The sequence below is a fragment of the Phyllobacterium bourgognense genome (genome assembly GCF_003337575.1).
Lineage (GTDB): Bacteria > Pseudomonadota > Alphaproteobacteria > Rhizobiales > Rhizobiaceae > Phyllobacterium > Phyllobacterium bourgognense.
Genome location: NZ_QPJM01000002.1, coordinates 461325 through 486135, shown reverse-complemented (window position 1 = coordinate 486135; position 24811 = coordinate 461325). Strand labels below are relative to the sequence as shown.

Below are 24811 nucleotides of genomic sequence, written 5' to 3'. Positions count from 1 at the left end.
TTTTTACAACGGTGAAACGGTGAATTTAACCCCAAGCCCATTCATAATCTTGCGGACAGTCTCAAAACGAATTTTCGAACCGGGGGCAAGAGCCTTATAGAGGCTCTCGCGACCCAATCCGCTATCCTTCGCAATTTGCGTCATGCCTCGTGCCTTGGCCACATCGGCAAGCGCCATAATAAATATCTCAGGATCAGGATCTTCAGCCGAAACTGCAAGATATCCCGCAATCATTTCCTCATCGACCAAGTATTCCGAGACGTCGAAAGGTGCTGTTTTGATGGTTGTTTTCATTTGGTGGCACTCCGTATTGTTTTTGCCATCCGCTTGGCTTTGACGATATCGCGTCGTTGAGAGGATTTATCTCCGCCTGCCAACAGGAGAAAAACTACTTCTCCAATGCGTGTGTAGTACACGCGATACCCAGGACCGTAATCGATTTTCATTTCTGATATGCCCTCGCCAATTGGCGCAACCATACCAAAATTGCCACGCTCCATATTTCTCAAACGGTTAAGAATACGAAATGCGGCTTCTCTGTCACGAAGAGCATGAAGCCAACCGTCGAATTCATCTGTTCTTCGTACAGTATACATTGTGTATCCGAATAGATACGAAATATCAATGGGCGGCTTAAACCGCCGAAATATTCGGGAAGAATAGCGTTAACTTCGGTTTGCGCAAACAGAAAAGGCTCCGCCAATGGCGGAGCCCTTTCAATGAGATGCGCGAGGTTTTTACTGCGTAACGAAACAGCTGCCGCCTGCAGTCTTGTATTTGGCGCACAGAGCGTTCGCATCGCTCTTGGAGCCAGCCGGAATACGAACACGGAAGAATGTGCCCTTGCCGGCAATCTCGGCCTGCTTGATATCGACACCGCGGCCACCGATCACACCCGCATATTTCTGGGAGAGCGAAGCGTATGTCTTCTGCGCGCCCTCGACATTCGGTTGCGAGGCAATCTGGATCAGATAGCTACCCGCTGCCGGAGCGGCGGAGGCGACCTGCTGGCCCGCTGCATTCTTTGGCGGAACGCGATCGACAATATCGATCGGTTGATCTGCCGGACGCGATTCAACCACCGGAATATTCTTCGGCGTAACGGAAGCAACCGTTTCGGGAGTGATCTTTTTGGTCGCAACGGGCTTCGGAGGCAACTTGCCAGCAGCCGGCGCCGGTTTCGCCGCTGCAGTTGCAGCAGGTGCTTCGGGTGCCGGCGGTACAGTCTGCACAGGCGCAGCTGCCGGGGCGTCCTGCATCAATGCGCCAATTTCGTCGTCGCCAGTTGTTGCCGGCGCCGCGGTTGCATTTGTGTCGAGCGGAGCAGCGGGGCGATCAGCCGGGGCAGCGGCAGGGCCGGCACTCACCGGATCAGCCGGTTCTGGAATGGAGGCGACCATCGTGCCATCCGGTTTGACGACCATGGTCTGCACCTTGCGCGGTGCAATCGCACTGTTGCGTTCCGCTGGTGCGGCGTCGGCCGTATCGTCTGCGGTGGCAGGATCAACACGCGCCTCCACCTTGTCGCCCGCGCCAGGCGCATCGGTGGGGGGCGCATCGGCGGCGAGCATATCCGCAACAGACGCGCCTCCATCCTCATCGGCTGGAAGATCGATAGGATCCTCCCGCGTTGTTACGAGCTGATCCTGCTTCGGTGCTTCCGGAGCAGCCGTCGCACTCTTGTCGTAAACCGCTTTGTCCTGATTTGGCACAACGGCCGTGCTGGCGGTTTCCGGCTGAACTTTGATCGGCGTCTTGTCTGCCATGATGACCACAGGTTCGCCGTTCGAACCGCCTGTCCATTTATAGGCGACGGCACCGGCGACCGCGAGCAAAACAACAGCCGCTGCCACGCCGGGAACAAACAGGTTACTGCGACGACGCGCAGGTGTTTCCTTTTGCCCATAGGGCGTTGCGGCTATATCGACATTGTCCTGGCGAGGATCATAGCCAAAATCCAGATCCTCTTCCGGACCATAGGCCGGAGTGGCCCGGCTTTGTTTGGAGCTGGCAGCGGCCATGGCCGCAGCGCCGGCTGCCGCTGTCGCATAGCCTGCCGGGTTGTATTTGTTCTGATCTGCTTCGTTGCCGAAGACATCGGCGAAAATTTCCGCGTATTGGTCCTTCTCGGGCTCTTGCGGTCCAGGATCTTCCGCGGCGACATAGGCGCCGCGCGAATCGTCCGCTTCGATCGAGCCGAACACCTCGGCAAATTCATTATCCAGCTCGTTCAGTCCATTGTGCTGGGGAACATCGTCCTCATAGTTCACGGCCGGAAGATCGAGCGACTCGGTATAATCAACCCGGTTTTCTGTAACCGCTACCGTATCCACATCGGGGGCGGCGGTGATCGCCGACGCGGCGCGATCGAGCTCGTCGGCATAGTCGCTGAGCTCGTGGACCTCGGGCAATCGTGGTGCGCTGGCAACAGGGGTGGCAACAGGCACTTCGATTGGTTCATGAACCGGCGCCGGGGACTGCTCCACGCTCTGATAGAGCGGGAAAACCGGGGCTGCTTCTGCAACCGGCTCACTATCCTCGTCCTGATCAGACGTTACGTCGAAATCATCAAACGCTGCCATCAGTTCGTCGGTGTCGAAATCCTCGATCGCCGCATCCTGAACCTGCTCTTCTTCGGCAGCTGCGTAAGCTACAGGCTCCGGCTCGGGGACCTGGGTAACCGATTCCGGCGCATGGGATGGTTGCTGGTATGACGTCGACCGGCTGATCGACGGGGCAATTTCTGTTCGTCCGGGGACCTGCGTCTGCGATCCATAACCCCAGGAAGCATTTGCCGAACGTTGCACGACCGGCTGCGCCGATCCGGCAAGCAAGGTTTCGAGCTCATCCTCGAGACTGAGTGATGGCGCTGCGACAGCCGGACGCTCCTCGTAGTGGGGGACGGCCTGCTCTATCGGAGCACCAGCACCCTCGCCCGCTTCGCTGTCCACGTAAACCGGGTCCGGCTCGTAATCGGCGTAATCCGGCTCTTCGTAGGCGGCCACGGATTCGACAGGGGCTTCGTGAAATTCGTATGACGGTTCCGCGGCCAACTCGCGCTCGATGGATTCCTGAAAATCCTGAGCGGCAAGCTGATCGTCGGCATCATTGGCAGCGGACTGAGGCGCGGCTTGTTCATCGAAGCCCCCCATCAGCTCGCGTTCGAGATCCATAGCAAAATCATCGTTGGATTCGGTAGCCGGCCCTTCTGCTTCGACCGTTCCCATGATACGGGAAAGCTCCATCAGAGGGTCGTTATTACCTGATCGCGAATCATCCTGCCGGTGAGAACGCTGAAGATAGTTGTCCGCCATAGCGTTAATCCTGTACTCTCAACTGTGGGACGACCGAAATCGCCACCGCATTGGCCCTACCAGCGCAATGTGGGCAAAAGTTGACAGGATTGCTACGCTTTTCAGCGTTTACTAACGCATTTCGGTCGGGGCGTCCGCACCTATTATGGACAATCCGGACGTCAAGACCTTCGAAACAACCTGCACCAGCCCTAGCCTGGCTTGGGACAAGTTTGGATCGTTAACCTTAATAAAACGTAAGTCCGGGTTTTCGGTTCCCTTATTCCACTGCGTATGCAGCGAACTCGCGAGATCGTAAAGGTAGAAAGCAAGCCTGTGCGGCTCCTGATGCAAAGCCGCTGTTTCGATCAATCGCGGGTATTCGGCAAGCTTGCGAATAAGCGCGATTTCGCTTTCATCCGTCAGCAAATCGAAGTGCTGTGAACTCGCCGCCAACTGGATTTCGCCAATCCCCAATTGTTCCATTGCCTGGCGGAAAACCGAATGGCATCTGGCCGAAGCATACTGAACATAAAAAACAGGATTGTCCTTGGAATGTTCGGTGACTTTTGCGAAGTCGAAATCGAGTGGGGCGTCGTTCTTCCGGTACAGCATCATGAACCGCACCGGATCCCGGCCAACTTCTTCCACAACGTCGCGCAAGGTGACGAACTCGCCCGACCGTTTTGACATCCGCACGGGTTCGCCGTTCCGGTAGAGCTTGACGAGCTGGCAGATCAGAACCGTCAGCTTCGCCGTTCCGCCCGATACGGCACGCGCCAGGGACTCGAGCCGCTTGACGTAACCGCCATGGTCTGCGCCGAGCACATAGATCATTTCGTCGAAGTGCCGGTCGTACTTGTCCTTGAAATAAGCAACGTCGGCTGCGAAATAGGTGAACTGGCCGTCCGATTTCACCAGCGGCCGGTCGATATCATCGCCAACGTCAGTCGAGCGGAACAGCGTCTGCTCCCGATCTTCCCAGTCTTCCGGCAATTGGCCCTTGGGCGGCGGCAGCTTGCCCTTGTATACATGCCCTTTCAGCGTCAGGTCGTTAATAGCAGACCGGATCAGCTTGGCATTGCTGGCATGCAGCGTCCGCTCGGAAAAGAACACGTCATGATGAACGTTGAGCGAGGCGAGATCATCCCGGATCATGGCCATCATCGCGTCGATCGTCCGGTCCTTGACGATGGCAAGAGCTTCGTCCTCCGGCATTTCGAGTAGTTTCGTCCCATGATCGGCGGCGAGCGCCTGCCCGACCGGCACGAGATAGTCGCCAGGATAGAGCCCTGCAGGAATATCGCCGATCTGCTCTCCGAGCGCCTCGCGATACCGCAGCATCACAGAGCTTGCCAGCACATCGATCTGCGCGCCGGCATCATTGATGTAATATTCCTTGGCAACGTCATAACCTGCAAATTTGAGCAGGTTGGCCAGCGCATCGCCAACTACCGCCCCCCGGCAATGACCGACATGCATGGGGCCGGTCGGATTGGCCGATACATATTCGACATTGACCCGGTGGCCGTAGCCGAGCTTTGACCGGCCATAATCAAGCCCGGCACCCAGCATTACGGCAAGTTGCCGGTGCCAATACACATCCTTTAGCCGCAGATTGATGAAACCGGGGCCCGCAACATCGACGGAGCCGACGTCGGGATCATTCTTCAGTGCATCTGCGATTCTGACAGCAAGTTCGCGCGGGTTTTGGCCAACTGCCTTGGAGAGCACCATTGCAGCATTCGTCGCGATATCACCATGGCTGGGATCGCGCGGCGGCTCAACGCCGACGCGAGACAGATCCACTGCAGCGCCATTTGTGGTTTTCAAATCAAGTGCTTGCAGGGCGTTCTTAATCCGCGCGTCGAAATCGGCGAAGATGTTCATGACGTCATACTCATTCGGGGTTTGTATAAAATTACCGGCTATTTGCCGACGTTGCGATCGCCTTCAGAGACCATTTGAAAATTCAGCCCGGTGAGGCAGGTGGTGTGATTTTCGAGAACCGGAGCGCAGCGGACTTGTTGGTCCGTGAGCACCGGAAGCGTAGAAAATCGCATCAGATGGCCATCGGGGTGGATTTGCAGAGGTCTCTAGGCCAAATCGGGCGTGTCGTCAAACAACCGTCGGTGTTCGCGCACAGCATAGGTGTCGGTCATGCCCGCCAGAAAATCCGCTACCAGCCTAGCGCGTGAGGTCAAATCGCCCTTTGTCCGGCCATCGCGCCATCCTTCGGGCATGCATTGCTCATCAGCAAGATAGGCGTCGAACAGCTCTCTCACAATTCGGTCGGCGGATTTGCGCACCCGCACAACGCTCTCGTGGAAATAAAGGTTCTCGTAGAGAAACGCCTTGAGCATCTTCTCCTGATCACGCAGAGGTACGGAAAATCCTATTAGCGTTCGTCCTGCATCATGAATATCGCTGAGCGTCTGAGGCTTCAATGTGTTCAGATCGGCCTGCGCACTGCGAATAACGTCCTCGACCATAAGAGTAATTTGCCTCCGGACGATCTCGTGCGACGTGCGCACATCATCGAGACTTGGATACTTCTGCCGGACGGCGCGCAGGATATCCCCGATTATCGGCACGGATTCAAGCGCGTCGAGTGTGAGCAGACCTGAACGCAACCCATCATCGATGTCATGGGCGTTATAGGCGATATCATCGGCAATGGCCGCACATTGCGCTTCCAGCGAGGCAAAGCGTGCAAGTTCGAGATCATGCTGCGCGTTATATTCGAGGATTGCAGCAGGCACCGGGCGCTCCAGACCCTTGCCCTTGCTGCCGGTCAGCGGACCATTGTGCTTGACCAAACCCTCCAGTGTTTCCCAAGTCAGGTTCAGCCCATCGAATTCGGCATAGCGCCGTTCGAGATTTGTCACGATGCGCAGGGATTGCGCGTTGTGATCGAAACCGCCGAAATCATGCATTTTTTCGTTGAGCGCATCCTCACCCGTATGACCGAACGGTGTGTGGCCGAAATCGTGCACCAGGGCGATTGCTTCGGCCAAATCTTCGTCGAGCCGCATGGACCGTGCAAGCGCCCGGGCGATCTGCGCCACTTCGATCGTATGTGTCAGCCGCGTGCGGTAATGATCGCCCTCATGCGCGATGAAAACCTGCGTCTTGTGCTTCAGCCGCCGGAACGCCGTTGAGTGGATGATGCGGTCGCGATCACGTTGGAACACCGTGCGCGTCGGGCTTTCGCTTTCGGGCACCAGCCGTCCGCGGCTTTTCTCGGGATCACAGGCGTATGGCGCCCTCTCCCTGTAACCGAAACCGATACCCTGCATGGACATACTCGACTATTCTTTCGTTCGCGCTTAGCCCGGGTTGCATGACTATGTGCGTGGTTCGACAAGCTCACCATGAGGGAAGTAGGTGCAGAGTGCCAGTATCTGCAATGTTGGCGATTGTCATTGCAGTGAACCACATCCCTCATGGTGAGCTTGTCGAACCACGCACATCTTATCTGCCATCCACTCACGACGTTGACTTCACAGTCGCCAATTCTTAGCTATGGTGTATGATGAACGGCAAGGCGTGACATTACAATGTCAATGCTTTGTCGAGCGTGGCGGAGCAATCCGCGAAGGAACCATAAAGAATGACCGAAGTGCTAAGTGTTTCCGTCTCCGATGCCGCTGCCAAGCGCATCTCGGCGATTCTGCAGTCAGATCCGGAAAAGACCGCCTTGCGCATTTCCGTCGAGGGCGGCGGCTGCTCGGGCTTTTCCTACAAATACGATCTGGTTGACGCGCAGGATGCCGATGACATCGTCATCGAAAAACTCGGCGCCAAGGTATTGATCGATCAGATTTCCCTGCCCTATATCGGCGGTTCGGAGATTGATTTCGTCGACGATCTGATGGGCCAGTCATTCCAGATCCGCAATCCAAACGCGACCTCTTCCTGTGGTTGCGGGACAAGCTTCTCCGTCTGACCTCTTCTTGAATTTATCGCCGTTGCAACCAGAGCGCAAATCCATGAAAATCGTTACCTGGAATATAAACGGCGTCAAAGCCCGCATCGAGGTGCTGACGACATGGCTGCAGGAGTCCAATCCGGACATTGTCTGCCTGCAGGAAATCAAATCCGTCGATGAAGGTTTTCCGCGCTTCGAACTGGAAGCGCTGGGCTATCATGTCGAGACGAACGGACAGAAAGGCTTCAACGGCGTTGCCATTTTGTCGAAGCAATCCCCCGACGAGGTCAATCGCGGCCTCCCCGGCGACGATGCCGACGATCATGCGCGCTTCATAGAAGCCGTATTTTCCACCGAAAAGGGCCCGCTGCGCGTTGTTTCGCTCTATTTGCCCAACGGCAACCCCATCAATACCGAGAAATTTCCATACAAGATAGGCTGGATGGCGCGGCTGGAGCGTTGGGCCGAAGAGCGCTTGGCGCTTGAAGAGCCGCTTATCCTGGCTGGCGACTACAATGTCATCCCCGAGCCTATAGATGCGAAGGTGCCGGAAGCCTGGGTCAATGATGCCCTATTCCAGCCGGCGACCCGCCAATCATTCAGACGGCTCGAAAATCTCGGCTTCACCGATGCGGTTCGCAGCGTTACCGACAAAGGCGACGTCTATACATTCTGGGATTATCAGGCGGGTGCCTGGCAGAAGAACAACGGCATTCGCATAGATCACCTGATGCTATCGCCGGAAGCGGCGAACATGCTCGAATCCGCCAGTATCGAAAAGCATGTCCGCGCTTGGGAAAAGCCATCGGACCACGTGCCGGTCGCGATTTCAATCGCCTGATCTGCAACAAATTTATGGCGATTTGGCTTAGACCTTCGGTGAATTGACAGGTCTTGCCGGCAAGCATCTATTCCGGTTCAGAAATCGCCGGTCTTGATGATGTCCTCGGCCAGCACCATCGCGGTGCGACGGTCGGCCTCGTCGGATATGGAAAACGCCTGTTCCTGCACATCACGGATCCAGGCGCGATCCTGCTTGTTGGCATGCTCGAGAGCGGCGGTCATCATGGCAAGCCCACGCACGGTCTTGCCGGCCTGGAACAGCAGATTGCCGAGCATGGCCTGTGCACCCGCATGGCCCTTTTGCGCCGAAAGACGGAACCAGCGTGCAGCCTGGTTGGGGCTGGGTTGTCCGCCCTCGCCTTTCATCAGCATCTTGCCGAGCTCGAATTGCGCGTCGGAATCGCCGAAATTCGATGCTGCCTGCAGGTAAAGATCACGCGCCGCACTTGGGTTGGAGTTGATGGGCGAATTCGGGATGCCGCGTTTGACATAACCGGCCAGCGCGACCAGCGCATCGGCCACGTAGCTTTCGTTCTCCGTGCCCTGATCGGCGCCTTCATGGACGACCTGCTCGAACATCTTGTAGGCTTGGTAATCGTCTTCCTTGACGCCGTCGCCTTCAGCATACATGCGCGCAAGCTTCCAGTTGGCGCCCTGATGTCCCTTTTCAGCGGCAAACCGCAGTGCCTTGACCGCTTCGTCCTTATGGCCGTTTTTATATGCAGAGAAACCAAACTTGAAGAGTGCGAACGGGCTGGAGTCTTCCTTCACCTCATTTTGCGTATCGAACGCAAAACAAGGCATGGTCATGGCGCTCATCAAAAGACCAAACCCGACAATTGGACCAAAAAAACGATCAGCGATGAGCATGACTATAGTCTTCCTTTACCCTCACCGTAGGTGTCGCAGCGTTACCGCGCGCCATACGAACGGCTCGGGCCCAAATCCCGCCAGAGCGCGTCATTGCGCCAGCCAGCAAAGGGAAATCCAAATCTTGCATGCCATTCCAGCGAACATTTGACCGCTTTCCGGCGATAGTACGGCTAGAACAAGAGAAAACACTTGTGTCGAAAGCATATGAACGGCGTGATGACGCAACAAACGTGGAAGGGCCGTGTATCAACTTACGGCTTGAAGTTTTTGCCTGTGAAACAAGTATCGTGTCCATCACTTCCCCAAGCGGAACATCTGTACCGTTACTCGATGGTACCAACCACCCAAGGTTGCCGCCCTTTCGAGTTGCTCCGGGTTTGTGGCGCAAAATGGGCAAATTCTGTCTCCATCAGAGCCTGGACGATCATCGCGCCACAGTGTTGCTGAATCGTCACAAAATTTGATCGCTCCGAAGGGGCCGCACATGGAAAAGCCCGGCGCTTGGCCGGGCTTCTTCAATTTTCACCATTTGGTTTAGAACTTGACTTTACCTGAAAGCGATAACGCGCCAACGAAATCGTCGCCGAAATCATAGGTCACGTCGTTGCCGCAGCCGCCGGTCTTGGGGCAAGACGTCGGGCCATAGGAACCAGCTGTCAGCATGCCAACAGCTCCACCCAAACGCAGTTCGACATTCTTGCTGGGAGCGTAAGAGACACCGCCGGAAAGCAGGTAGGTATCCGTCTGTGTGGTCAAACCCGTCGAAGTGCCGCGGTCCCAGCTAAGCTGCGCCGATCCACTCCATTGCTCATTGAATTTGTGGCCGATACCGGCAGCGACCGTCCAGCCATCCTGGAACATGAGATCGAGTGTTGTCAGCAGAACTGGCGATGTCGGGCCGCAACTGACAATGCCCTTGGTCGACGTCGGGCAGAACGAGACGACGTTGAGAACGCTCCAGTCTACCCATTTGACCGAACCGAATGCCAGCCAGTCAGGTGCGATGCCGGTCTGCAGCTTGAATTCGAGCGACTGCGGCATGGTAGCAGTGCCGTAAACGTCCGTGATACGGTTCGCAAAGGGTGCCAGGCGCCCCGTAGACATTGGCGGCAGCCCGGTCAGGTCGACAGTACCATTGATCTGGCCAAGGTCGATCTCGGCGTTGTAGATCAAGCTGGCACGAAACGCGATTTCCGGAATTTCGTAAGCAGCACCAATGCGCCAGCCGACGCCGTCCGCCTCGAGGTCAAGCTTGCCTTGACCATCGAACAATGCAGCTGCCGGCCCGAAGGCTGCCGGCCCCACGACCAGACGGTTTTTGTAGCCTGAAATTGCCTGGTAGGAAACACCACCAATTGCACGGAGCTGACCCTTGCCAACATCAAACTTGTACGAACACGTCAGTCCGTAATCATTGCTCCTGATGTCGGTCTCGATGTTCTGGTTTGCGCCGACCCAATCCGCACCGGGATTGGTATGGACGCCCCATGGCTGGCTGTAGGAGGCCAGGCAATCGGCGTCGGGTGTGAGGCCAACCTTTGCGCCGAAGCGCGGAACCGTATAGTTCGGGGTCTCGTGTGTCGATGTGGAGCCGCCACCGATACCGTTTGCCCCCAGACCGTCCCTCGGGTCTGTATCAACGGCATTCTTGATCTTGCGATCCGGCATGACATAGATCACACCGGCTTCCGAAGCAAAACGGTCCTGATCGAAAAGCAGGTCCCAATTGTAGCCGTTGCGCTCCAGCCCCCCGGCCTGTGCAGCAGAAGCCACGCTTGTCAAAAGCAACGCCCCACCCAAAATCGTTGAAATAGCCTTAGACATTAAGTCCCTCCCGAAGCCTTAAAAACTTCCTGATCCCCACACAGTTCAGGAAAATTGTTACCAATACGTAATACCTAACAAATCGCGGCGTGCACGCAATCACCAGAAAATCACTGGTTTTGTGTATTGAACACTCCAACACCGGAAAAAGCCGCAAAATCGCAAGCACGCGGCCAAAATTTTGCGTATTTGCCGCTAATCCGAAATGATTAGCGACCAAATCGATGGATTTTCGACCGAAAAACCCTCTTGTTGCTCAAATGCAACGGCGGCCAAAAATGACGGAATTGGGGCTTTTGCCGGGCTGAATTGGGGAAGTTACGGTCTTTCAGAGGCGGGAAAACCCGTTGGACGCGCGCCGGATTCGCTCCGGCGCGCCAGGCACCTAGCCCGCTTCGCGAACCCTGCGGATCGCAATTTCGATTTTCTCTGCAGCTGCCCGTAGTTCAGCCAAGCGTTCGCGTTCCGCTTCCACGATTTCCGGTTTGGCATTGGCGACGAATTTCTCGTTGCCGAGCTTTTTGCTGATCTTGTCGCTCTCATCGGAAATCTTGCCGGATTCCTTGGTCAGACGCGCGATTTCCGCATTGACGTCGATCAGGCTGCCGAGCGGCAGTGAAGCCGTCGCCTCGCCGATAACGAATTGCGCCGAGCCCTTTGGCGCGTCGTCTGCAAGGGTAATCGTCTCGACGCGTGCGCGCCATTTGATCGAAGCATCGTGGCGCTGCAAGCGTTCCTTCGTCACTCCATTGGCGCCGATGATGACGAGCGGCGCAACCGCCGATGCCGGGACATTCATCTCGGCACGGACCGAGCGAATACCGGTAACCAGGTCGATCAGCCAGTTGATGTCAGCCGCCGCCTCGGCGTCGACGAAATCCGGATCCGGCCAGCCTGCATGGCACAGCAACGTCTCACGGCTTTTGCCCTCGCCCGCTGTAAGCGCCCAAAGCTCTTCCGTCATGAACGGCATGAACGGATGCAGCAGCTTGTAAATCTCGTCGAGCACATGGGCCGCGCAGGCCTGCGCCTCTGCCTTGGCTTCCGCATCCTCGCCGTTGAACACCGGCTTCAACAGCTCGATGTACCAGTCGCAGAACTGGTTCCAGACGAAGCGATACGCCGCACTTGCCGCCTCGTTGAAGCGGTAGCTGGCAATACCATCCGTGACATCGCGTACGGCATTGGTGAGTTCGGTCAGGATCCACCGATTGACGTTGAGCTTGGCATTTTCCGGACGGAACGAGGGATCGCGGGCAACACCGTTCATTTCGGCAAAACGTGTCGAATTCCACAGCTTGGTGCCGAAGTTGCGGTAACCGGCAATGCGGCTCGGATCGAGCTTAACATCGCGCCCCTGCGCCGCCATGATGGCAAGTGTGAAACGCAGCGCATCCGCGCCATATTCGTCGATCAGTTCCAGCGGGTCGATGACGTTGCCTTTCGACTTCGACATCTTCGCGCCGTTCTTGTCGCGAACCAGAGCATGCATATAGACCGTGTGGAACGGCTCCTCGCCCATGAAATGCAGGCCCATCATCATCATCCGGGCGACCCAGAAGAAGATGATGTCAAAGCCGCTGACGAGAACGCTTGTCGGATAATAGGTCGCAAGTTCGGGAGTTTTGTCCGGCCAGCCAAGTGTCGAGAAAGGCCAGAGCGCCGAAGAAAACCAGGTGTCGAGCACATCCTCGTCACGGGTCAGGATTTCACCTGGCCTGAGGTTTTCCAGAAGGTTCTGAACGTGAGCCTTCATCGGCCCTTCATGCGCCAGATAATGCTGGACGGCAGCGTCGAGTGCTTCTGCTTCCGTGCGTTCCACGAACACCTGTCCATCGGGTCCATACCAGGCCGGGATTTGATGACCCCACCAGAGCTGCCGCGAAATAGCCCAGGGCTGGATGTTTTCCATCCATTCGAAATAGGTTTTTTCCCAGTTTTTGGGCACGAAGTTGGTGCGGCCCTCGCGCACGCTGGCAATCGCCGGCTTGGCAAGTTCGCCCGCATTCACATACCACTGATCGGTAAGATAGGGCTCGATAGGCACATCGCCGCGATCGCCGTGCGGAACCGAATGCGTATGATCCTCGACTTTTTCGAGGTAGCCGCGCTCGTCCATCATGCTGACGATCAGCTTGCGCGCCACAAACCGATCCTTGCCATCAAGGGCATGAACCAGCTGGTCGAGAAGACTCGATTTCTCAAGGTCTTCGAAAAACTCATTGTTTTCCTTGAGGAAAATTGAGGCATCCGTGTGCAGGATATTGATCTGGCGCAAATCGTTGCGTTTGCCGACTTCGAAGTCGTTGAAATCATGCGCCGGCGTTATCTTGACCGCACCGGAACCCGCTTCCGGATCGGCATAATCGTCGGCAACGATCGGAATATGACGCCCGACCAGCGGCAGGACCACATTGTTACCGACCAACGCATGATAGCGCGCGTCATCGGGATTAACCGCAACACCTGTATCGCCTAGCATGGTTTCGGGACGCGTCGTTGCGACTACGATAAAGGTATGCGGGTTTTCCGGGTCGAACGCGACGTTCTCGAGCGGATAACGGAAATGCCATAGATGGCCTTTGATTTCGCGCGACTCGACTTCTATGTCGGAAATCGCAGTCAGAAGCTTCGGATCCCAATTGACCAGCCGCTTGTCTTTATAGATCAGGCCCTGCTTGTAGAGTGTGACGAAAACCTCAAGCACGGCTTTCGACAAGCCTTCATCCATGGTGAAGCGTTCACGCGACCAATCGCACGATGCGCCAAGGCGCCTGAGCTGGCCGGCAATGATGCCGCCGGATTCCGACTTCCATTCCCACACCCGTTCGACAAATTTTTCCCGGCCCATTTCCCGGCGGCCCGGCTGTTGCCGCTCCATCAACTGCCGCTCGACAACCATCTGTGTGGCAATGCCGGCATGGTCCATGCCCGGCTGCCAAAGCACGTTCTTGCCGCGCATGCGTTCGAAACGCACCATTATATCCTGGACCGTGTTGTTGAGCGCATGGCCCATATGCAGTGAACCAGTCACATTTGGCGGCGGTATGACGATGGAAAATGCCTCGGCGCCCGGCTTGGAACCGGCCCCGGCCTTGAAGGCGCCGGCCTCGTCCCAGCGTTTTGCGATTTCAGGCTCTACGGCCGCGGCATCATACGTCTTCTCAAGCATGCGAAAGTGTCCGTCATTTGCGGAAAGGGGATTGGTTACGGTGTAAACCCAATGGCCGGAGATAAGTCAATGCTGACGTGCTGAATGCGACCGCAACGGCTTGACGAATCACGATGGACGCTCGACCAATGAGCCGCGCAACAGTGGCGCATCTTTGGGGGATCTAAGTGAAAACATTCAATCTGGTTGTATCATGTCTCGTATCGCTCGTGCTTGCGGGATGTACCATGTCCGAAAACCGCTATGCTCAGCTACAGACGACCATGAAAAACCCTGTCCAGCAGAGGGCCGAAATTGCAAGCTGCTCGACAACGATGGGTGACATGTCACCGGAGCGCCGTCAGACCTTCGCTACACTGGCGGGCACGTCGGTTGCAAACATGCCCAAAACCTTTTGCAGACGGCTTGCACAGGGAGTGGCGAGCGGGAAAATGACCCGCGAAGACATCAATTCTGTCTACAAGGGGAATCTCACTCCCAATATGCTCAAAGTAATCCAGGGCCGCTGAGCGCAACTAGCCAGGCGAATGCGCGCGGGTTGGCTTACCGCCTGCCGCCGCGCGCCACGCGTTCGATCTCTTCGCGCACGAGGCGTTCAACCAGTGTCGGCAAATTGTTGTCGAGCCAGTCCTGCAGCAGAGGCCGCATGATTTCCTGCGCGATCTCGTCGAATGAGCGCCGCTGTTCGCTCCTGACCGCGAATGAGAGATCGTCAAACGCGGCGCTGACCTGACGTTCGGCGGTCTCGGACAGGATCGGCTCAAGAGCGCGCTGCAGATCGAGCGACACTCCGTCATCTGCGCTCTCGACTGACGGTTCGGTCGCCTTGGGCTCGTCCGGTTCCGCGAAATCGATTTCGCTCGCAACCTCGACAGGTTCAGCAATGAACTCCTGTTCTGGCGCCGGTTCCGGGGTTGCTTCTGGCGCCAGAAAACCCTCCGGAATATCTGCGGCTGGCGTGACGGTATCTTCGACTGGATTTGTCTGCGGTCCAGCGGGAGTTGTTGGCAATTTCCGACTCTCAGCCGCAGGTGCTGACCGCGCAGATTCCTGCTCGGCAATCTTCGATTGCGGCGGCGACGTTGGGCGTCCCAATGCGGTCTCATAGGACCGGGCTGCGGGTGGCGTGACGGCGATACCTTCGCGCGGCGAAAGCTCGGCTTCTTCGCTCAACTGCGCCGTAGGCTGAGGCTCTGGAACGGTAGCACGTGGCGGCTCATCGGAGTTGACCGGCTGAGGCGCGCCTTCGTCCGGCCGGCCCGTATCGCTCTCCTCGATGATACGGCGGATCGATGCGAGAATCTCCTCCATGGAGGGTTCCCGGGCGACGCTGGATGATTGTGCCATGATACTTTTGCCCACTACATCTTGTTTCATTGCGCTGCAACGAATCTGTATCCAGTGTAGAGGCTTGCATTGTGTTTGAGAATCCCCGCGAGGATTGTTTGGGGCTAACCCACAGACTTTTCTGAAAACAGGCCCCGAAAAGCAAATTTGCCGCCAGGTCTGACCTGACGGCAAAGATTATTCCTGGTCGAATGACGTGATGATCAGCGGCCGTCGGGCGTACGCAGGCCGATCCATTTGTCCTTCACAGCGTCGTAATGCTCTTCAGGACGGTATTCCGCGACCTGCAAGCCGATTTGGCCCGGGTTTAGGCGACCTACGGCGAGGAGGACAGCGTAGCTCGCCACGACACTGTCACGTTCGGCCTGCGCGAGGCTGACCTGTCCGGTCAACACATCAGCTTGGGCATTCAACACGTCGAGTGTCGTGCGTTGCCCCACCTTGCGTTCTTCGATGACGCCGTTCAAGGCGAGCTCCGCCGCCGCAACCACCGACCTTTGTGCAACGATCTGCGCTTTCGCCGATTCCATGGTCGAATAGCCGTTGGCGATCGCCTGACGGACTGCGTCGCGCTGTACATCGACTTCGATACGCCGCTGTCCCAACGTTTCCTTGGACTGGCGAACCAGCGCCGATGTCCTGCCGCCGCTATAGATCGGGATCGTCATCTGGATGCCGGCAGAGGCCTGTGTCGAATCCGTGGTGGTGGTGCTCAGGCCAGGCGAGAAAATCTCGTCGCGTGTAACCGATCCTACAAGACCGATCTGCGGCAGGAGCTGACCTTCCTGCGCCTTCACATTGTATCCGGCTGCATCGACCGCATATTGCGTAGCCAGGATCGCCGGATGATTATTGGCGGCGATGCTGAATGCCTGATCCATTGATCTCGGCAGCGATTTCGATGCCATAGACGCGGCCGTAAGACGGCCAGGCTCCGCTCCGACAATCTGGATATACACGGCTTCGGCGTTCTTTTCGTCGGATTTCGCCGCAGCTAGCGTGGCGATGGCAGAGGCCTTGGAAGCTTCGGCTTGTGCAACGTCCGTGCGCGTTCCCTCGCCCACGTCGAAACGTGCGCGCGCTGCGCGCAACTGTTCGTCGAGGAACTCGAGGTTTTTCTGCCGCAAGATGACAATCTGTCGGGTGAGGTAGACGTCCATGAAGGCTTGTGCGGCCTGAAACAGAGTGTTCTGTTCACTGTTGCGCAGGTTTTCGCGCGCTGCCAGCACCTGTGTTTTCGCCGAAGCAACGTTGTTCTTTGTGGTGAACCCGTCAAACAACAGCTGGTTGACGCTGATGCCGAACGTCCCGGTGTCGCTGCGCCCTGAACGCCGTCCGCTCAGCCCGGTGGCCTCATCCAGCTTGGTCCAGGTCGACTGCAGGGAGGCGTTTCCCGATATGGTCGGACGATATGCCGATTTTGCAACCGCAACACCTTCGTCGGTGACGCGTACGCCGGCCCTGTCCGCGTTGACGGTGGAGTTTCTCTCGTAGGCCTTGGCCATTGCCCCGAATATTGTCTCAGCCATCGAAGGCGTAGAGGTTAGTACCGTGGCTGACAACAGCGCTGCGGTTAAAAATCGCTTGCCCGCTATGAACACTATAAACCCCTTCATTCTCTCAATATTCCGACCGAACCATTCGGTTCGACAGTGCGCCTTAGATAGCTGTCAATTTCCGGGTTGGCCACAGCGGCATTCCTAAAATGCAAACAAAGTGGCCGACCGTTGCACTTTTGTCTCATATGCAACGGGTTTCAGAACTCGAACTCAGCTATTTTTTCGAAGCCGGGAAGCGCCTTGACCGCAGAATTGAATGCACGGCGCCCCGAAACGATTCCGTCATTTTTCACGTAAATCATTGATTTTCCAGAGTTTCCCGCCCCCTCAACAACCACGAGTCGTCCCCCGTTCTTCAACTGATCAAATAATGACGCAGGAACGTGATCAACGCTACCCTCAATTAGCACTACATCATAGGGCGCCTCGGACGCGCAGCCGCCTTCGAGCGGCGCATTCACCACGACGACGTTATCGAACCCGAGGCTCGCCAGATTCGAGACCGCCTGCCCCGCAAGTTCGGCGTCGCATTCGACCGCTACGACCGAACGCGCGACCCGCGACAGCACTGCCGAGGAGTAGCCGGTAGCGCATCCGATATCGAGCACGGCATCTTCCGGCTGAATATTGGCAAGCTGTGCCATCTTGGCGAAAGGCGAAGGCTGCATCAGATAACGGCCAGCCGAAACCAGGACGTCATCGTCGATATAAGCGAGAGGCATGCGGAAACTCGGCACGAACTTCTCGCGCGGCACGTCAAGAAAGGCCTGGAGCAAGGGTTTGTCGGTAACATCAGTCGTGCGCAACTGATTGTCGACCATCTTGATCCGCAGGTCTTCAAAATTCAGCGTCATGGTCTACAAGCTCTCTTCAAGGCACTCGCAACGCAAAGCGCTTGCAAGCGCGTGACATGCTCCTGACGATAGGTACAGACCTTACGGCCTTTATGGTTACCCATCCGTGACCAGAAGCGATAATTATCAGAGGATGTGGCAAAAATTTCCATCAGCGTCAATGAATGACTAACGCCGCACGCTGATCCGGCTTGCGATAATTTCCTGATGAGGCATCCGCGCACCACCCTGTGATAGTTGCTTTAACCGTAGGATTATTCCGGGATTGAATAGATCGGCCGCACCTGTCATTCTATACTTGCAGATGGGAGTCGTTCTGCGAACGGTAGGAATGCAAAGCAGATGATTGAGATCAAGGGATTCAATGACTTCCCTATAAGCCAGGATGAGCTGACCGGGCTGGCGGACAGAGCTGCACTGGAAGACCATCTCGACAGTCTTTGTGGTTCCTATGCCCAGAGTGACTTCGATGACCGTTTGCAATTTGCTATTCTTTGTATTGATCTCGACGGCTTCAAGAAATTCAACGATCAATACGGACGCGCCGAAGGCGATAGTCTTTTAAAACTTGTGGCAGATCGTCTGCAATCATGCCTGCGCAAGAATGATGTTGTCTATCGCATGGGCGGCGATGAATTTGCCATTGTGCTGTTGCAGGCGACATCCAATGAGGTCGCCAGCGTTGCCGACCGTATTATCGGATCGGTGTCGCAACCCTATGATCTCGGCGGTCCCGAGCCTGTGGCCATCAGTGTCACGATTGGAGCAGCCCTCGCACCGCGTGACGGCGATACGCCGGAAAGCCTGCTCTGGTGCGGTGATGCTGCGCTCTATATTGCCAAGAAAGCCGGCAAAGGCGTCTATCGCCGATATTCGGAGCGGCGTTCCAGCTAGTCTTGAACCAGATTCCCTCTGGCAGAACGATTTCCCTTTGTAGGTTCTCCGCTCAAGGGGCGTTGAAATTCGTGCTATGACGCGACCAAAATGGTGGTTTTCGAGCACCGGAGCGCAGCGTACTTTAAGGTATGTGAGCACCGGAGTGGAGAAAAACGCCATTTGCAGGCCGTCAGAGCGTGAATAGAACAGGCCCTAAAATTCGTATTCGAATTTTTCGAGGTCTCTCTTCCATATCTGCTCGACGAGCTTGCGTTCGACGGGCGTATAATAGTCCTGATAGGCACCGCGCTTGCTGGCATTCTTGCGCGTCAGTTCCGGCGGCTCGTCCAGGTCCAGCCGGGTCACGATATCGGCGAACGCCTCTTCCATTCGTTCGAAGCGATAAACCTTGTCCACCAGCAGCTTGCCGTCGAAATCGCACAGCATCGAGCTTTGATCGCGGGGGCGCCACAACGCGCGGCGGCGCTCCTGGCGCAGGAAATCCGCAAAACTCTGCTTCTGGGCGTCTTTGTGGCGATGATGGTTGCCCTGGCTGCGAACGAAAGCGTAGCGCGAGACAGCAAGGTCGTAAGGGTTACGCACGAGCCCGAATTTGAAGGCCCCTTCGAAGAAAGCGCGTGGCAGCTTCAGCTTTGCCCAGCGCACAGACGCATGCGGGCCGAACTGGATGTCGACATCTTCCGCGACAGGCAGGTGCGACAGAAGTCGTCGCCATTGGCCGGAGGCTTTCTTCACCGCATAGGGACGCAGCGCCCGCTTCAACGCTTGACCACCGGTCTTTGCAACATGGACGAATATAAAATTCTTCTCGACAGAAACGAACATTCACCACCTTCTCAAGGATCGCCGTCCAGCCGAGGTGCAATACAGGTGCAGTCGTCTGCCAGGAAGGCCTACTCTTTCAGACTGAATATAAATATCAGTATAAAGCGTCAACCAGCCGGCAATAGATAGATACAGAAGCAGTCTTGAACGCAGACCACCGGCAAGCGAGATATGAGGAAGGCCCCCTCTCACGCTGTGTAATCTGCGTAACGGCGCTCGTAAGCTTGTCCCCTACGTGTTGCATGGCACTACCCCCAGGAAAGATGCCTATAGACGAAAGTATGACACCTTCTGAACTCACGTCAAGAAAGCTCCAGAGCGCGATACGCGCTCGAGGCGATTCATTGGGTTTGGTACGCCTTCTCCAGATGATGCGACCCGTGAACAAGGCCAGCTATGTAAGCTTGAAGGGAAGTCGTGCCTCGCACCGGATGATCCGGCATCGCAGCTCCATCGAGCGTGGCGCCTGTCATTCGGGCGTAGGACCTGGCTGCGGCCTCGGAAAAACCAAGCTTTCGATAAGCACCCACCCATCCCTCGCGGGGCGTCACCACAACCTTCACCGGTTTTCCAAGGACGTTTGAGAAGGCACGGGCCACATCGCCAATCGAATAGCGTTGGGGGCCTTCGACATAGTGAATGCCTGTCTTTTCCGGCGGCTCCCTCAGGAAGCGGGCGGCCGCCTTGCCAAGGTCCGCAGGCGCGACCATCGGCAGCACAAATTCTTCCTGAAACATCGAAGGAAGCGTACCGCCGCTGGCGGGCTTCAACATCGCATCCCAGTTGCTCATGTAGTAGGCGGCGCGCTGAACCGTCACCGGGATCGGCAGCTTCGTCAGCGCCTGTTCGAAATCGTAAAGAACATTGAGATCGCCGCACCGTTCGCCGGGCTGCGCGCCGTAGGTGGATTCGACGACAATCTTTTCCAGTCCCGAGCCGTCAAGTGCAGCTACGATAGCTTGGACGGTCTCGTGCTCTTCCACGTCCGTATCTGTCGAGACGGCCGCAGGGGGATTGAGCAGAAATGCCCGCTTTCCACGCCGGAAAACAGCAGCGAGTCTTTCTCTATCGAGCGCGTCGACTATCGCCGCGTTTGCGCCCTTTCCTTGCCAATCCCTGGCTTTTTTTTCGCTGCGCGTAACCACCGTGACGCTTTCGCCGTCGGCGAGAAGTGCATTTGCAACCTCGGATCCAACGTGACCGGTCGCACCTAGAACAATGAACATTTTTGCGCCTCCCTTCAAACATCAAGCCAACGTTTGGGAGGCATTTTGGTTCGATTGGTCGACTCTCTTGGAAACTCCGCAGAACGGCGGCGAACTCTTTTGTTCTATCCGTTAAACCGGCTCGACGACGGGACGGTTGCGTTGACCGCACGCTTCAATAGGGGTGCTGTCACGTCCAGTTGAGTGGGTTGATCCCGCCACACCTGAGAAAATCAATTACTTATGGGAAAGGTTTTGGTGAATGGAGGCCTCGCCCGGAATCGAACCGGGGTGCAAGGATTTGCAGTCCTCTGCGTAACCACTCCGCCACGAGGCCTCAAAGTCAAAATAGCTAATGAAATTAACTACTTGTGGAAGTGACAAAATTCATTTCCGAACAGCGTCACTTGCGGCATTCCGAATAGCCGTTTTTGTTTTGTGCCGCAATACGTAAAATGAGACGCCGCGAAACAATCGTAGCTGTCTCGGCGTTGCTTGCCACAGAAGCGTTCAGCCTTTGTCCTTGTCCGATGCAAACCAGCCGCTTTTCCAGCGACGGCCGAGTTTCACTTCGATCTGACGGCGTTTACGTCGTACCAGCGCCGAATCCTGTGAAAGGACGACCAGACCGAGCGGGACCATCCAGAAACCGAGAACAGGCAGGAACCCGAGCGCACCTCCCGCAACCAGAGCGCCGCCAAGCGTGCGACGCATCGCCACCGATTGTGGAACGGGTATATGGCGGCCAAAAAGGCGCATGTGCCGGCGCCTCCGGTGGCCGTGATGCGCGGAATTCGCCTGGTTTTCGTTATCTTTCCGGTCTTCCGACAAAAAACTTCTCTTTCGATTAAATCGCACCAAAAGGCTGATGTAGGAACGCTTTCGCCCCATGTCATCATTCTGTTATGCACATAAGTCGAAAAAAAGCGAAATGGTCCTTTGCAAAAGCGAAACCCTTTTGCTATAGGCCACTTCGCTGATGAAATAAGCAGCTATTCCCCGGTAGCTCAGTGGTAGAGCAATCGGCTGTTAACCGATCGGTCGCTGGTTCGAATCCGGCCCGGGGAGCCAGTTTCAAAACCTAGTGCCTTGAAAAGCGCTAGGTTTTTTTACATTCCGGGCCTGCTATCCCAATGTTTTCCCCAATGCGCCTCTGCTTGTGGATTTGCGTTGGGCATTGTTTGGCTGGTACCCTGCTCCCCATTGCTCAGGGCACAGGGCGGCAATGCTGATGGCTGACACGAGGGCGAGATATGGCGGACAACGGCAAAAACCTTCAGAGTTATTTGAGGATGAAACATCGAAGGCGCTTGCGAAATTCCCTGAGGCGGATCAGTCGGGCGATGAAAAAAATGTTGCCCAAGCGGGGGCGGAATCGTCCTGATTAGTACCAATTGACTACCGGGACGTGCGGAACTCGGTCCGTTGGTTTTCCGTTCGGGTCGATGGATGATCGACCGTTCAACGCCGTGAGGATCATGACAAGCCAGCCCGGCAGGATGCGCGTGGTCACCTCCGCATTGCGCGCTGCCGAGTGTCTTTTGAACGACTGGCCGATCGAGCAGGGAAAGAAACTTTCCGTCGCGAGGGAGGCCCTCCTGTCCTGTCTTGAACGTAAGCTCTCCCCCGGAGCCGCACGCGTCGCCTTCATCGAAGCCGCAAAAGAAGCTGGCAACTACGTCGATGAACCGCAGCGGTTGCCACCAGCAGGCAAAGCGAAGAAGTCCCACAGGGCACGGCGGCGGCTTTCATAAAGAAAACGGGCAACTTTCACCGGCCACCGGCGTTGTATAATATTGCAATTTGGGAAGGAGTGACTGCCATGGGAGGATCATCACAACATTTTGTCCGGAGAATGCCGACTGCACCCGGGCATCTTATGGATGCGAGCAAGCAGCACATGCCCAAGACCAGACATGAACCGGAGAGGTTATCCGACGTTCTGAAACGCTCGAAGGGCGCTTACTCCATCAAGAAGCACACCGCCTTCCGCAAGGTAAAGGTCGTAAAAATTCCGGAGTTGTACCCCGATCGAAAGGACACGTCTCAGGGCCGATGACGGGGTGAACAGGCGAGCTCCTCAACAGGAGCCCGCGCCTGCCTCGCGAGCCTTGTCCTCGACCAAAGCATCGATCGCGCGCTGAACCTCCTGCAATCCCCATCCGGCAGCCAGCGCGTCTTGTGCGATGGCGTACATCTCTTTCGATGAAACCTTGTCGAGGAACTGGTCGCGCAGTGCCTCGCGCCATTCTGCTTCGCGCTGTTCATCGTCTTCGGCAGATCGCGGGGATGCAATACGCATGGCACTCACTCCTACGAAAAAAGCATGGTAGCGAATCACTTCTGAAAACGCAAAGCCTGTCAAGTCCGGAGTAGTCAGGATCTATCGCGCTTCCCGATCTTGACACCGGCAATCATTCAGCTAGAGCCCTTGCAATTCAAACGCGGGGGCACAATGAGCGTTTATGACATCTGGCCGGCGTTTGCATGTACGGTGCTCCTTTTGCTTTTGGCCCGTCTTCCTGTCTTTGGCAGGGCTGGTTTTGCGTCGACTGGCTTCAGGGTCAATTCAATCGATGGAGTTCGCGGATTTTTGGCCCTTGGCGTGGCGCTTCATCATTCGGCTATCTATTACCAGTTTCTCCGGACCGGCCTTTGGGCTGCGCCGCCTTCGCAGTTTTACACCCTTGTCGGGCAGGTCTGCGTATCTTTCTTCTTCATCATCACCGGCTATCTTTTCTGGAGAAAAATCATCCGGGCCAAGGGGTTGCTTGACTTTCCCAAACTGATGATGGGGCGTTTTTTCAGACTTGGGCCCGTATATTTTTTCGCGATCGGGTTTGCTGTCTGCATTGCGTTTTACCGCGCAGGCGGTCAGCTGAACATTGCGCCCGAAGCATACTTTCTTCAGGTGGCAAATAATCTGGCACTTGGTTTTTTTCCACTCGTCGACATGAATGGTGACACCGGCTCCTACACAATCGTTGCGGGTGTAACCTGGACGCTCCGGTACGAATGGTACTTTTACTTCGCCCTGCCCGTCCTCGCGCTCTTTGCCAGGAGCAACGGCACACATCTGCCCTTTGCGATCTTCCTCGCTGTTTTCTGTACTGTTTTCGCATTGATGGGCGCGGCTCCGGATTGGACCTTGTTTACCTTGTTCGGACTGGGCATGGTCTGTGCATCTCTTGAATTTGAAGACGTCCTGTTGAAACTTCCTCCGGCCGCCCTTTCCTCCATAGGCATCGCCATTCTCGTAACGATATTCTGGACCTGTTCCACCGCCTATCAGCCAGGGGTCGCCGTGCTCGCAGGTGTCGTGTTCTATTTGCTTGTAAGCGGTGCTACCCTCTTCGGTTTGCTGACTGCAAAACCGTCAGTCCGGCTGGGCGATATCAGTTACGGTATCTACCTCCTGCAGGGACCCGCTCTCTACCTTGTTTTTGCCATCGCTCCGGTGCGACGGTTCACCCAGATATCCGACGCGGGACACTGGGTTGTTGTGTTCGGGACTTTGGCACTATTGGTCGTTAGCGCACTCGCAGTGCATATCTTTATCGAACGGCCCGGCGTGCAGCTTGGCAAAGCCATAGATTTGCGGGTAAACGCCACAGGATAGAACCTCGCCCGCTCGAAACCGACCGCATTTTCACCAATGAACACGCTGGAACCTTTTTGTCGTGCATTTGTTGAACAAATCACAGCGACTGAGCACCAGTCGGGAGGACTCATGATGTCAATAAAATCACTTATGATCGCCGCCGTAGTCGGCCTGTCGGGCTTGTCCGCCTCAGGTTGCGTCGAAACGACCGGTCCCTACTATGGCGGGTACAGCGGATATGGCGCTTATTACGGTACAACGATTTATGATGACGGTTTCTATAACGGCCCTCGTTATTATAACAGGCCCCGCTACAATTACCGCCGTTATGATGGAAACCGGTATGACTACCGCCGTCGCAATGACTGGCGCGACAATTCAGGTAGCCGTGATGACTGGCGCCGCAGGCAACAAGCTCGTGCAGACCGTCCCGATACGCCGCGTCCTGCAAGGCCATCGCGAAATGACAGTCGACCACCAAGCCAGCCCGATATCTACATTCCTCCAGTCAGCAGGCCAGGCGGATATTTCGGCAATGAGCAACGCTAGTTGAGATGATAGCTGGGCGTCGCGAAAATCCACGGCGC

General features: G+C 56.2%; 22 protein-coding genes and 2 tRNA genes. 8 read left to right on the top strand and 16 right to left on the bottom strand.

The genetic code is table 11. From position 1 onward, the window contains the following. Positions 1-3: 3 nt before the first annotated feature. The 5 genes from C7476_RS06010 to C7476_RS05990 form a co-directional block, all read right to left on the bottom strand. Positions 4-294 (bottom strand): addiction module antidote protein, encoded by a 291-nt coding sequence (locus C7476_RS06010; RefSeq protein WP_114428967.1) that lies wholly within the window; start codon positions 292-294, stop codon positions 4-6. Beyond that, positions 291-596 (bottom strand): type II toxin-antitoxin system RelE/ParE family toxin, encoded by a 306-nt coding sequence (locus tag C7476_RS06005; protein WP_114428966.1) that lies wholly within the window; start codon positions 594-596, stop codon positions 291-293. The genes C7476_RS06010 and C7476_RS06005 overlap by 4 nt, the downstream gene beginning before the upstream one ends. A 141-nt stretch (positions 597-737) precedes the next feature. Beyond that, entirely contained in the window at positions 738-3314 is a 2577-nt protein-coding gene (locus C7476_RS06000) for an SPOR domain-containing protein (protein ID WP_114428965.1), read from the bottom strand. Between the two features lie 111 nt (positions 3315-3425). Beyond that, positions 3426-5183: an arginine--tRNA ligase gene (gene argS, locus C7476_RS05995; RefSeq protein WP_114428964.1), complete on the bottom strand. Its 1758-nt coding sequence runs from the start codon at positions 5181-5183 to the stop codon at positions 3426-3428. A 206-nt stretch (positions 5184-5389) separates the two neighbouring features. Then, positions 5390-6598 (bottom strand): deoxyguanosinetriphosphate triphosphohydrolase, encoded by a 1209-nt coding sequence (locus tag C7476_RS05990; RefSeq protein ID WP_114428963.1) that lies wholly within the window; start codon positions 6596-6598, stop codon positions 5390-5392. 308 nt (positions 6599-6906) lie between these two features. Here C7476_RS05990 and erpA point away from each other — a divergent pair, with 308 nt between their 5' ends. Further along, positions 6907-7242 (top strand): iron-sulfur cluster insertion protein ErpA, encoded by a 336-nt coding sequence (erpA, locus tag C7476_RS05985; RefSeq protein WP_405044656.1) that lies wholly within the window; start codon positions 6907-6909, stop codon positions 7240-7242. 43 nt (positions 7243-7285) lie between these two features. Beyond that, on the top strand, positions 7286-8065 hold the full coding sequence (gene xth, locus C7476_RS05980) for an exodeoxyribonuclease III (RefSeq protein WP_114428962.1): 780 nt from the start codon (positions 7286-7288) through the stop codon (positions 8063-8065). 77 nt (positions 8066-8142) lie between these two features. Here xth and C7476_RS05975 read toward each other — a convergent pair whose 3' ends face one another. The 3 genes from C7476_RS05975 to C7476_RS05965 form a co-directional block, all read right to left on the bottom strand. Next, entirely contained in the window at positions 8143-8937 is a 795-nt protein-coding gene (locus C7476_RS05975; RefSeq protein ID WP_114428961.1) for a tetratricopeptide repeat protein, read from the bottom strand. Positions 8938-9474: 537 nt separating this feature from the next. Then, the gene (locus C7476_RS05970; protein ID WP_114428960.1) at positions 9475-10764 is read right to left on the bottom strand and encodes an OmpP1/FadL family transporter; all 1290 of its coding nucleotides are present in this window, start codon (positions 10762-10764) and stop codon (positions 9475-9477) included. 385 nt (positions 10765-11149) lie between these two features. Beyond that, positions 11150-13936: a valine--tRNA ligase gene (locus C7476_RS05965; protein ID WP_114428959.1), complete on the bottom strand. Its 2787-nt coding sequence runs from the start codon at positions 13934-13936 to the stop codon at positions 11150-11152. 227 nt (positions 13937-14163) lie between these two features. Here C7476_RS05965 and C7476_RS05960 point away from each other — a divergent pair, with 227 nt between their 5' ends. Then, complete coding sequence (locus C7476_RS05960) at positions 14164-14445, top strand: hypothetical protein (protein ID WP_114428958.1); 282 nt, start codon at positions 14164-14166, stop codon at positions 14443-14445. Between the two features lie 34 nt (positions 14446-14479). On the opposite strand, the gene C7476_RS05955 is transcribed toward C7476_RS05960, so the two are convergent. The 3 genes from C7476_RS05955 to C7476_RS05945 form a co-directional block, all read right to left on the bottom strand. Further along, positions 14480-15283: a PopZ family protein gene (locus C7476_RS05955; protein ID WP_114428957.1), complete on the bottom strand. Its 804-nt coding sequence runs from the start codon at positions 15281-15283 to the stop codon at positions 14480-14482. 203 nt (positions 15284-15486) lie between these two features. Beyond that, complete coding sequence (locus C7476_RS05950; protein WP_114428956.1) at positions 15487-16899, bottom strand: TolC family outer membrane protein; 1413 nt, start codon at positions 16897-16899, stop codon at positions 15487-15489. Positions 16900-17039: 140 nt separating this feature from the next. After that, complete coding sequence (locus C7476_RS05945) at positions 17040-17696, bottom strand: protein-L-isoaspartate O-methyltransferase family protein (RefSeq protein ID WP_114428955.1); 657 nt, start codon at positions 17694-17696, stop codon at positions 17040-17042. A 342-nt stretch (positions 17697-18038) separates the two neighbouring features. Between C7476_RS05945 and C7476_RS05940 the strand changes: the two genes are divergently transcribed. After that, positions 18039-18590, top strand: coding sequence for a GGDEF domain-containing protein (locus tag C7476_RS05940; RefSeq protein WP_112530286.1), 552 nt, complete (start codon positions 18039-18041; stop codon positions 18588-18590). 195 nt (positions 18591-18785) lie between these two features. On the opposite strand, the gene C7476_RS05935 is transcribed toward C7476_RS05940, so the two are convergent. From C7476_RS05935 to C7476_RS05920, 4 genes are all read right to left on the bottom strand, one after another. Beyond that, positions 18786-19418 (bottom strand): sulfotransferase family 2 domain-containing protein, encoded by a 633-nt coding sequence (locus C7476_RS05935; protein WP_114428954.1) that lies wholly within the window; start codon positions 19416-19418, stop codon positions 18786-18788. Between the two features lie 341 nt (positions 19419-19759). Beyond that, positions 19760-20644, bottom strand: coding sequence for an NmrA family NAD(P)-binding protein (locus tag C7476_RS05930; protein ID WP_114428953.1), 885 nt, complete (start codon positions 20642-20644; stop codon positions 19760-19762). A gap of 242 nt (positions 20645-20886) precedes the next feature. Continuing rightward, positions 20887-20960, bottom strand: a tRNA-Cys gene (locus C7476_RS05925). 173 nt (positions 20961-21133) lie between these two features. Further along, positions 21134-21382, bottom strand: coding sequence for a hypothetical protein (locus C7476_RS05920; protein WP_114428952.1), 249 nt, complete (start codon positions 21380-21382; stop codon positions 21134-21136). 237 nt (positions 21383-21619) lie between these two features. On the opposite strand from C7476_RS05920, the gene C7476_RS05915 reads away from it, so the two are divergent. Both C7476_RS05915 and C7476_RS05910 read left to right on the top strand, forming a co-directional pair. Next, positions 21620-21694: transfer RNA gene (locus C7476_RS05915), tRNA-Asn, on the top strand. A gap of 407 nt (positions 21695-22101) precedes the next feature. Then, a complete protein-coding gene (locus C7476_RS05910) occupies positions 22102-22377 on the top strand; it encodes a DUF982 domain-containing protein (protein ID WP_245426129.1) in 276 nt (91 codons plus the stop codon). Between the two features lie 326 nt (positions 22378-22703). Here the strand turns inward: C7476_RS05910 and C7476_RS05900 are convergent, their stop codons facing one another. Next, positions 22704-22925 (bottom strand): hypothetical protein, encoded by a 222-nt coding sequence (locus C7476_RS05900; protein ID WP_114428949.1) that lies wholly within the window; start codon positions 22923-22925, stop codon positions 22704-22706. A gap of 153 nt (positions 22926-23078) precedes the next feature. On the opposite strand from C7476_RS05900, the gene C7476_RS05895 reads away from it, so the two are divergent. Continuing rightward, positions 23079-24242: an acyltransferase family protein gene (locus C7476_RS05895; protein ID WP_114428948.1), complete on the top strand. Its 1164-nt coding sequence runs from the start codon at positions 23079-23081 to the stop codon at positions 24240-24242. Positions 24243-24353: 111 nt separating this feature from the next. Beyond that, positions 24354-24773, top strand: a complete 420-nt coding sequence (locus tag C7476_RS05890; RefSeq protein ID WP_147274622.1) for a hypothetical protein — start codon at positions 24354-24356, stop codon at positions 24771-24773. Positions 24774-24811 lie beyond the last annotated feature (38 nt).

Coding starts and splice junctions, on each gene's coding strand:
- C7476_RS05965 (WP_114428959.1), bottom strand. CDS start 13,936: ATGCTTGAGAAGACGTATGATGCCGCGGCCGTAGAGCCTGAAATCGCA.
- C7476_RS05935 (WP_114428954.1), bottom strand. CDS start 19,418: ATGTTCGTTTCTGTCGAGAAGAATTTTATATTCGTCCATGTTGCAAAG.
- C7476_RS06010 (WP_114428967.1), bottom strand. CDS start 294: ATGAAAACAACCATCAAAACAGCACCTTTCGACGTCTCGGAATACTTG.
- erpA (WP_405044656.1), top strand. CDS start 6,907: ATGACCGAAGTGCTAAGTGTTTCCGTCTCCGATGCCGCTGCCAAGCGC.
- C7476_RS05890 (WP_147274622.1), top strand. CDS start 24,354: ATGATGTCAATAAAATCACTTATGATCGCCGCCGTAGTCGGCCTGTCG.
- C7476_RS06000 (WP_114428965.1), bottom strand. CDS start 3,314: ATGGCGGACAACTATCTTCAGCGTTCTCACCGGCAGGATGATTCGCGA.
- C7476_RS05920 (WP_114428952.1), bottom strand. CDS start 21,382: ATGCGCCTTTTTGGCCGCCATATACCCGTTCCACAATCGGTGGCGATG.
- C7476_RS05930 (WP_114428953.1), bottom strand. CDS start 20,644: ATGTTCATTGTTCTAGGTGCGACCGGTCACGTTGGATCCGAGGTTGCA.
- C7476_RS05975 (WP_114428961.1), bottom strand. CDS start 8,937: ATGCTCATCGCTGATCGTTTTTTTGGTCCAATTGTCGGGTTTGGTCTT.
- C7476_RS05990 (WP_114428963.1), bottom strand. CDS start 6,598: ATGTCCATGCAGGGTATCGGTTTCGGTTACAGGGAGAGGGCGCCATAC.
- C7476_RS05960 (WP_114428958.1), top strand. CDS start 14,164: ATGTCCGAAAACCGCTATGCTCAGCTACAGACGACCATGAAAAACCCT.
- C7476_RS05910 (WP_245426129.1), top strand. CDS start 22,102: ATGACAAGCCAGCCCGGCAGGATGCGCGTGGTCACCTCCGCATTGCGC.
- C7476_RS05950 (WP_114428956.1), bottom strand. CDS start 16,899: ATGAAGGGGTTTATAGTGTTCATAGCGGGCAAGCGATTTTTAACCGCA.
- C7476_RS05940 (WP_112530286.1), top strand. CDS start 18,039: ATGATTGAGATCAAGGGATTCAATGACTTCCCTATAAGCCAGGATGAG.
- C7476_RS06005 (WP_114428966.1), bottom strand. CDS start 596: ATGTATACTGTACGAAGAACAGATGAATTCGACGGTTGGCTTCATGCT.
- xth (WP_114428962.1), top strand. CDS start 7,286: ATGAAAATCGTTACCTGGAATATAAACGGCGTCAAAGCCCGCATCGAG.
- C7476_RS05900 (WP_114428949.1), bottom strand. CDS start 22,925: ATGCGTATTGCATCCCCGCGATCTGCCGAAGACGATGAACAGCGCGAA.
- C7476_RS05945 (WP_114428955.1), bottom strand. CDS start 17,696: ATGACGCTGAATTTTGAAGACCTGCGGATCAAGATGGTCGACAATCAG.
- argS (WP_114428964.1), bottom strand. CDS start 5,183: ATGAACATCTTCGCCGATTTCGACGCGCGGATTAAGAACGCCCTGCAA.
- C7476_RS05895 (WP_114428948.1), top strand. CDS start 23,079: ATGAGCGTTTATGACATCTGGCCGGCGTTTGCATGTACGGTGCTCCTT.
- C7476_RS05955 (WP_114428957.1), bottom strand. CDS start 15,283: ATGGCACAATCATCCAGCGTCGCCCGGGAACCCTCCATGGAGGAGATT.
- C7476_RS05970 (WP_114428960.1), bottom strand. CDS start 10,764: ATGTCTAAGGCTATTTCAACGATTTTGGGTGGGGCGTTGCTTTTGACA.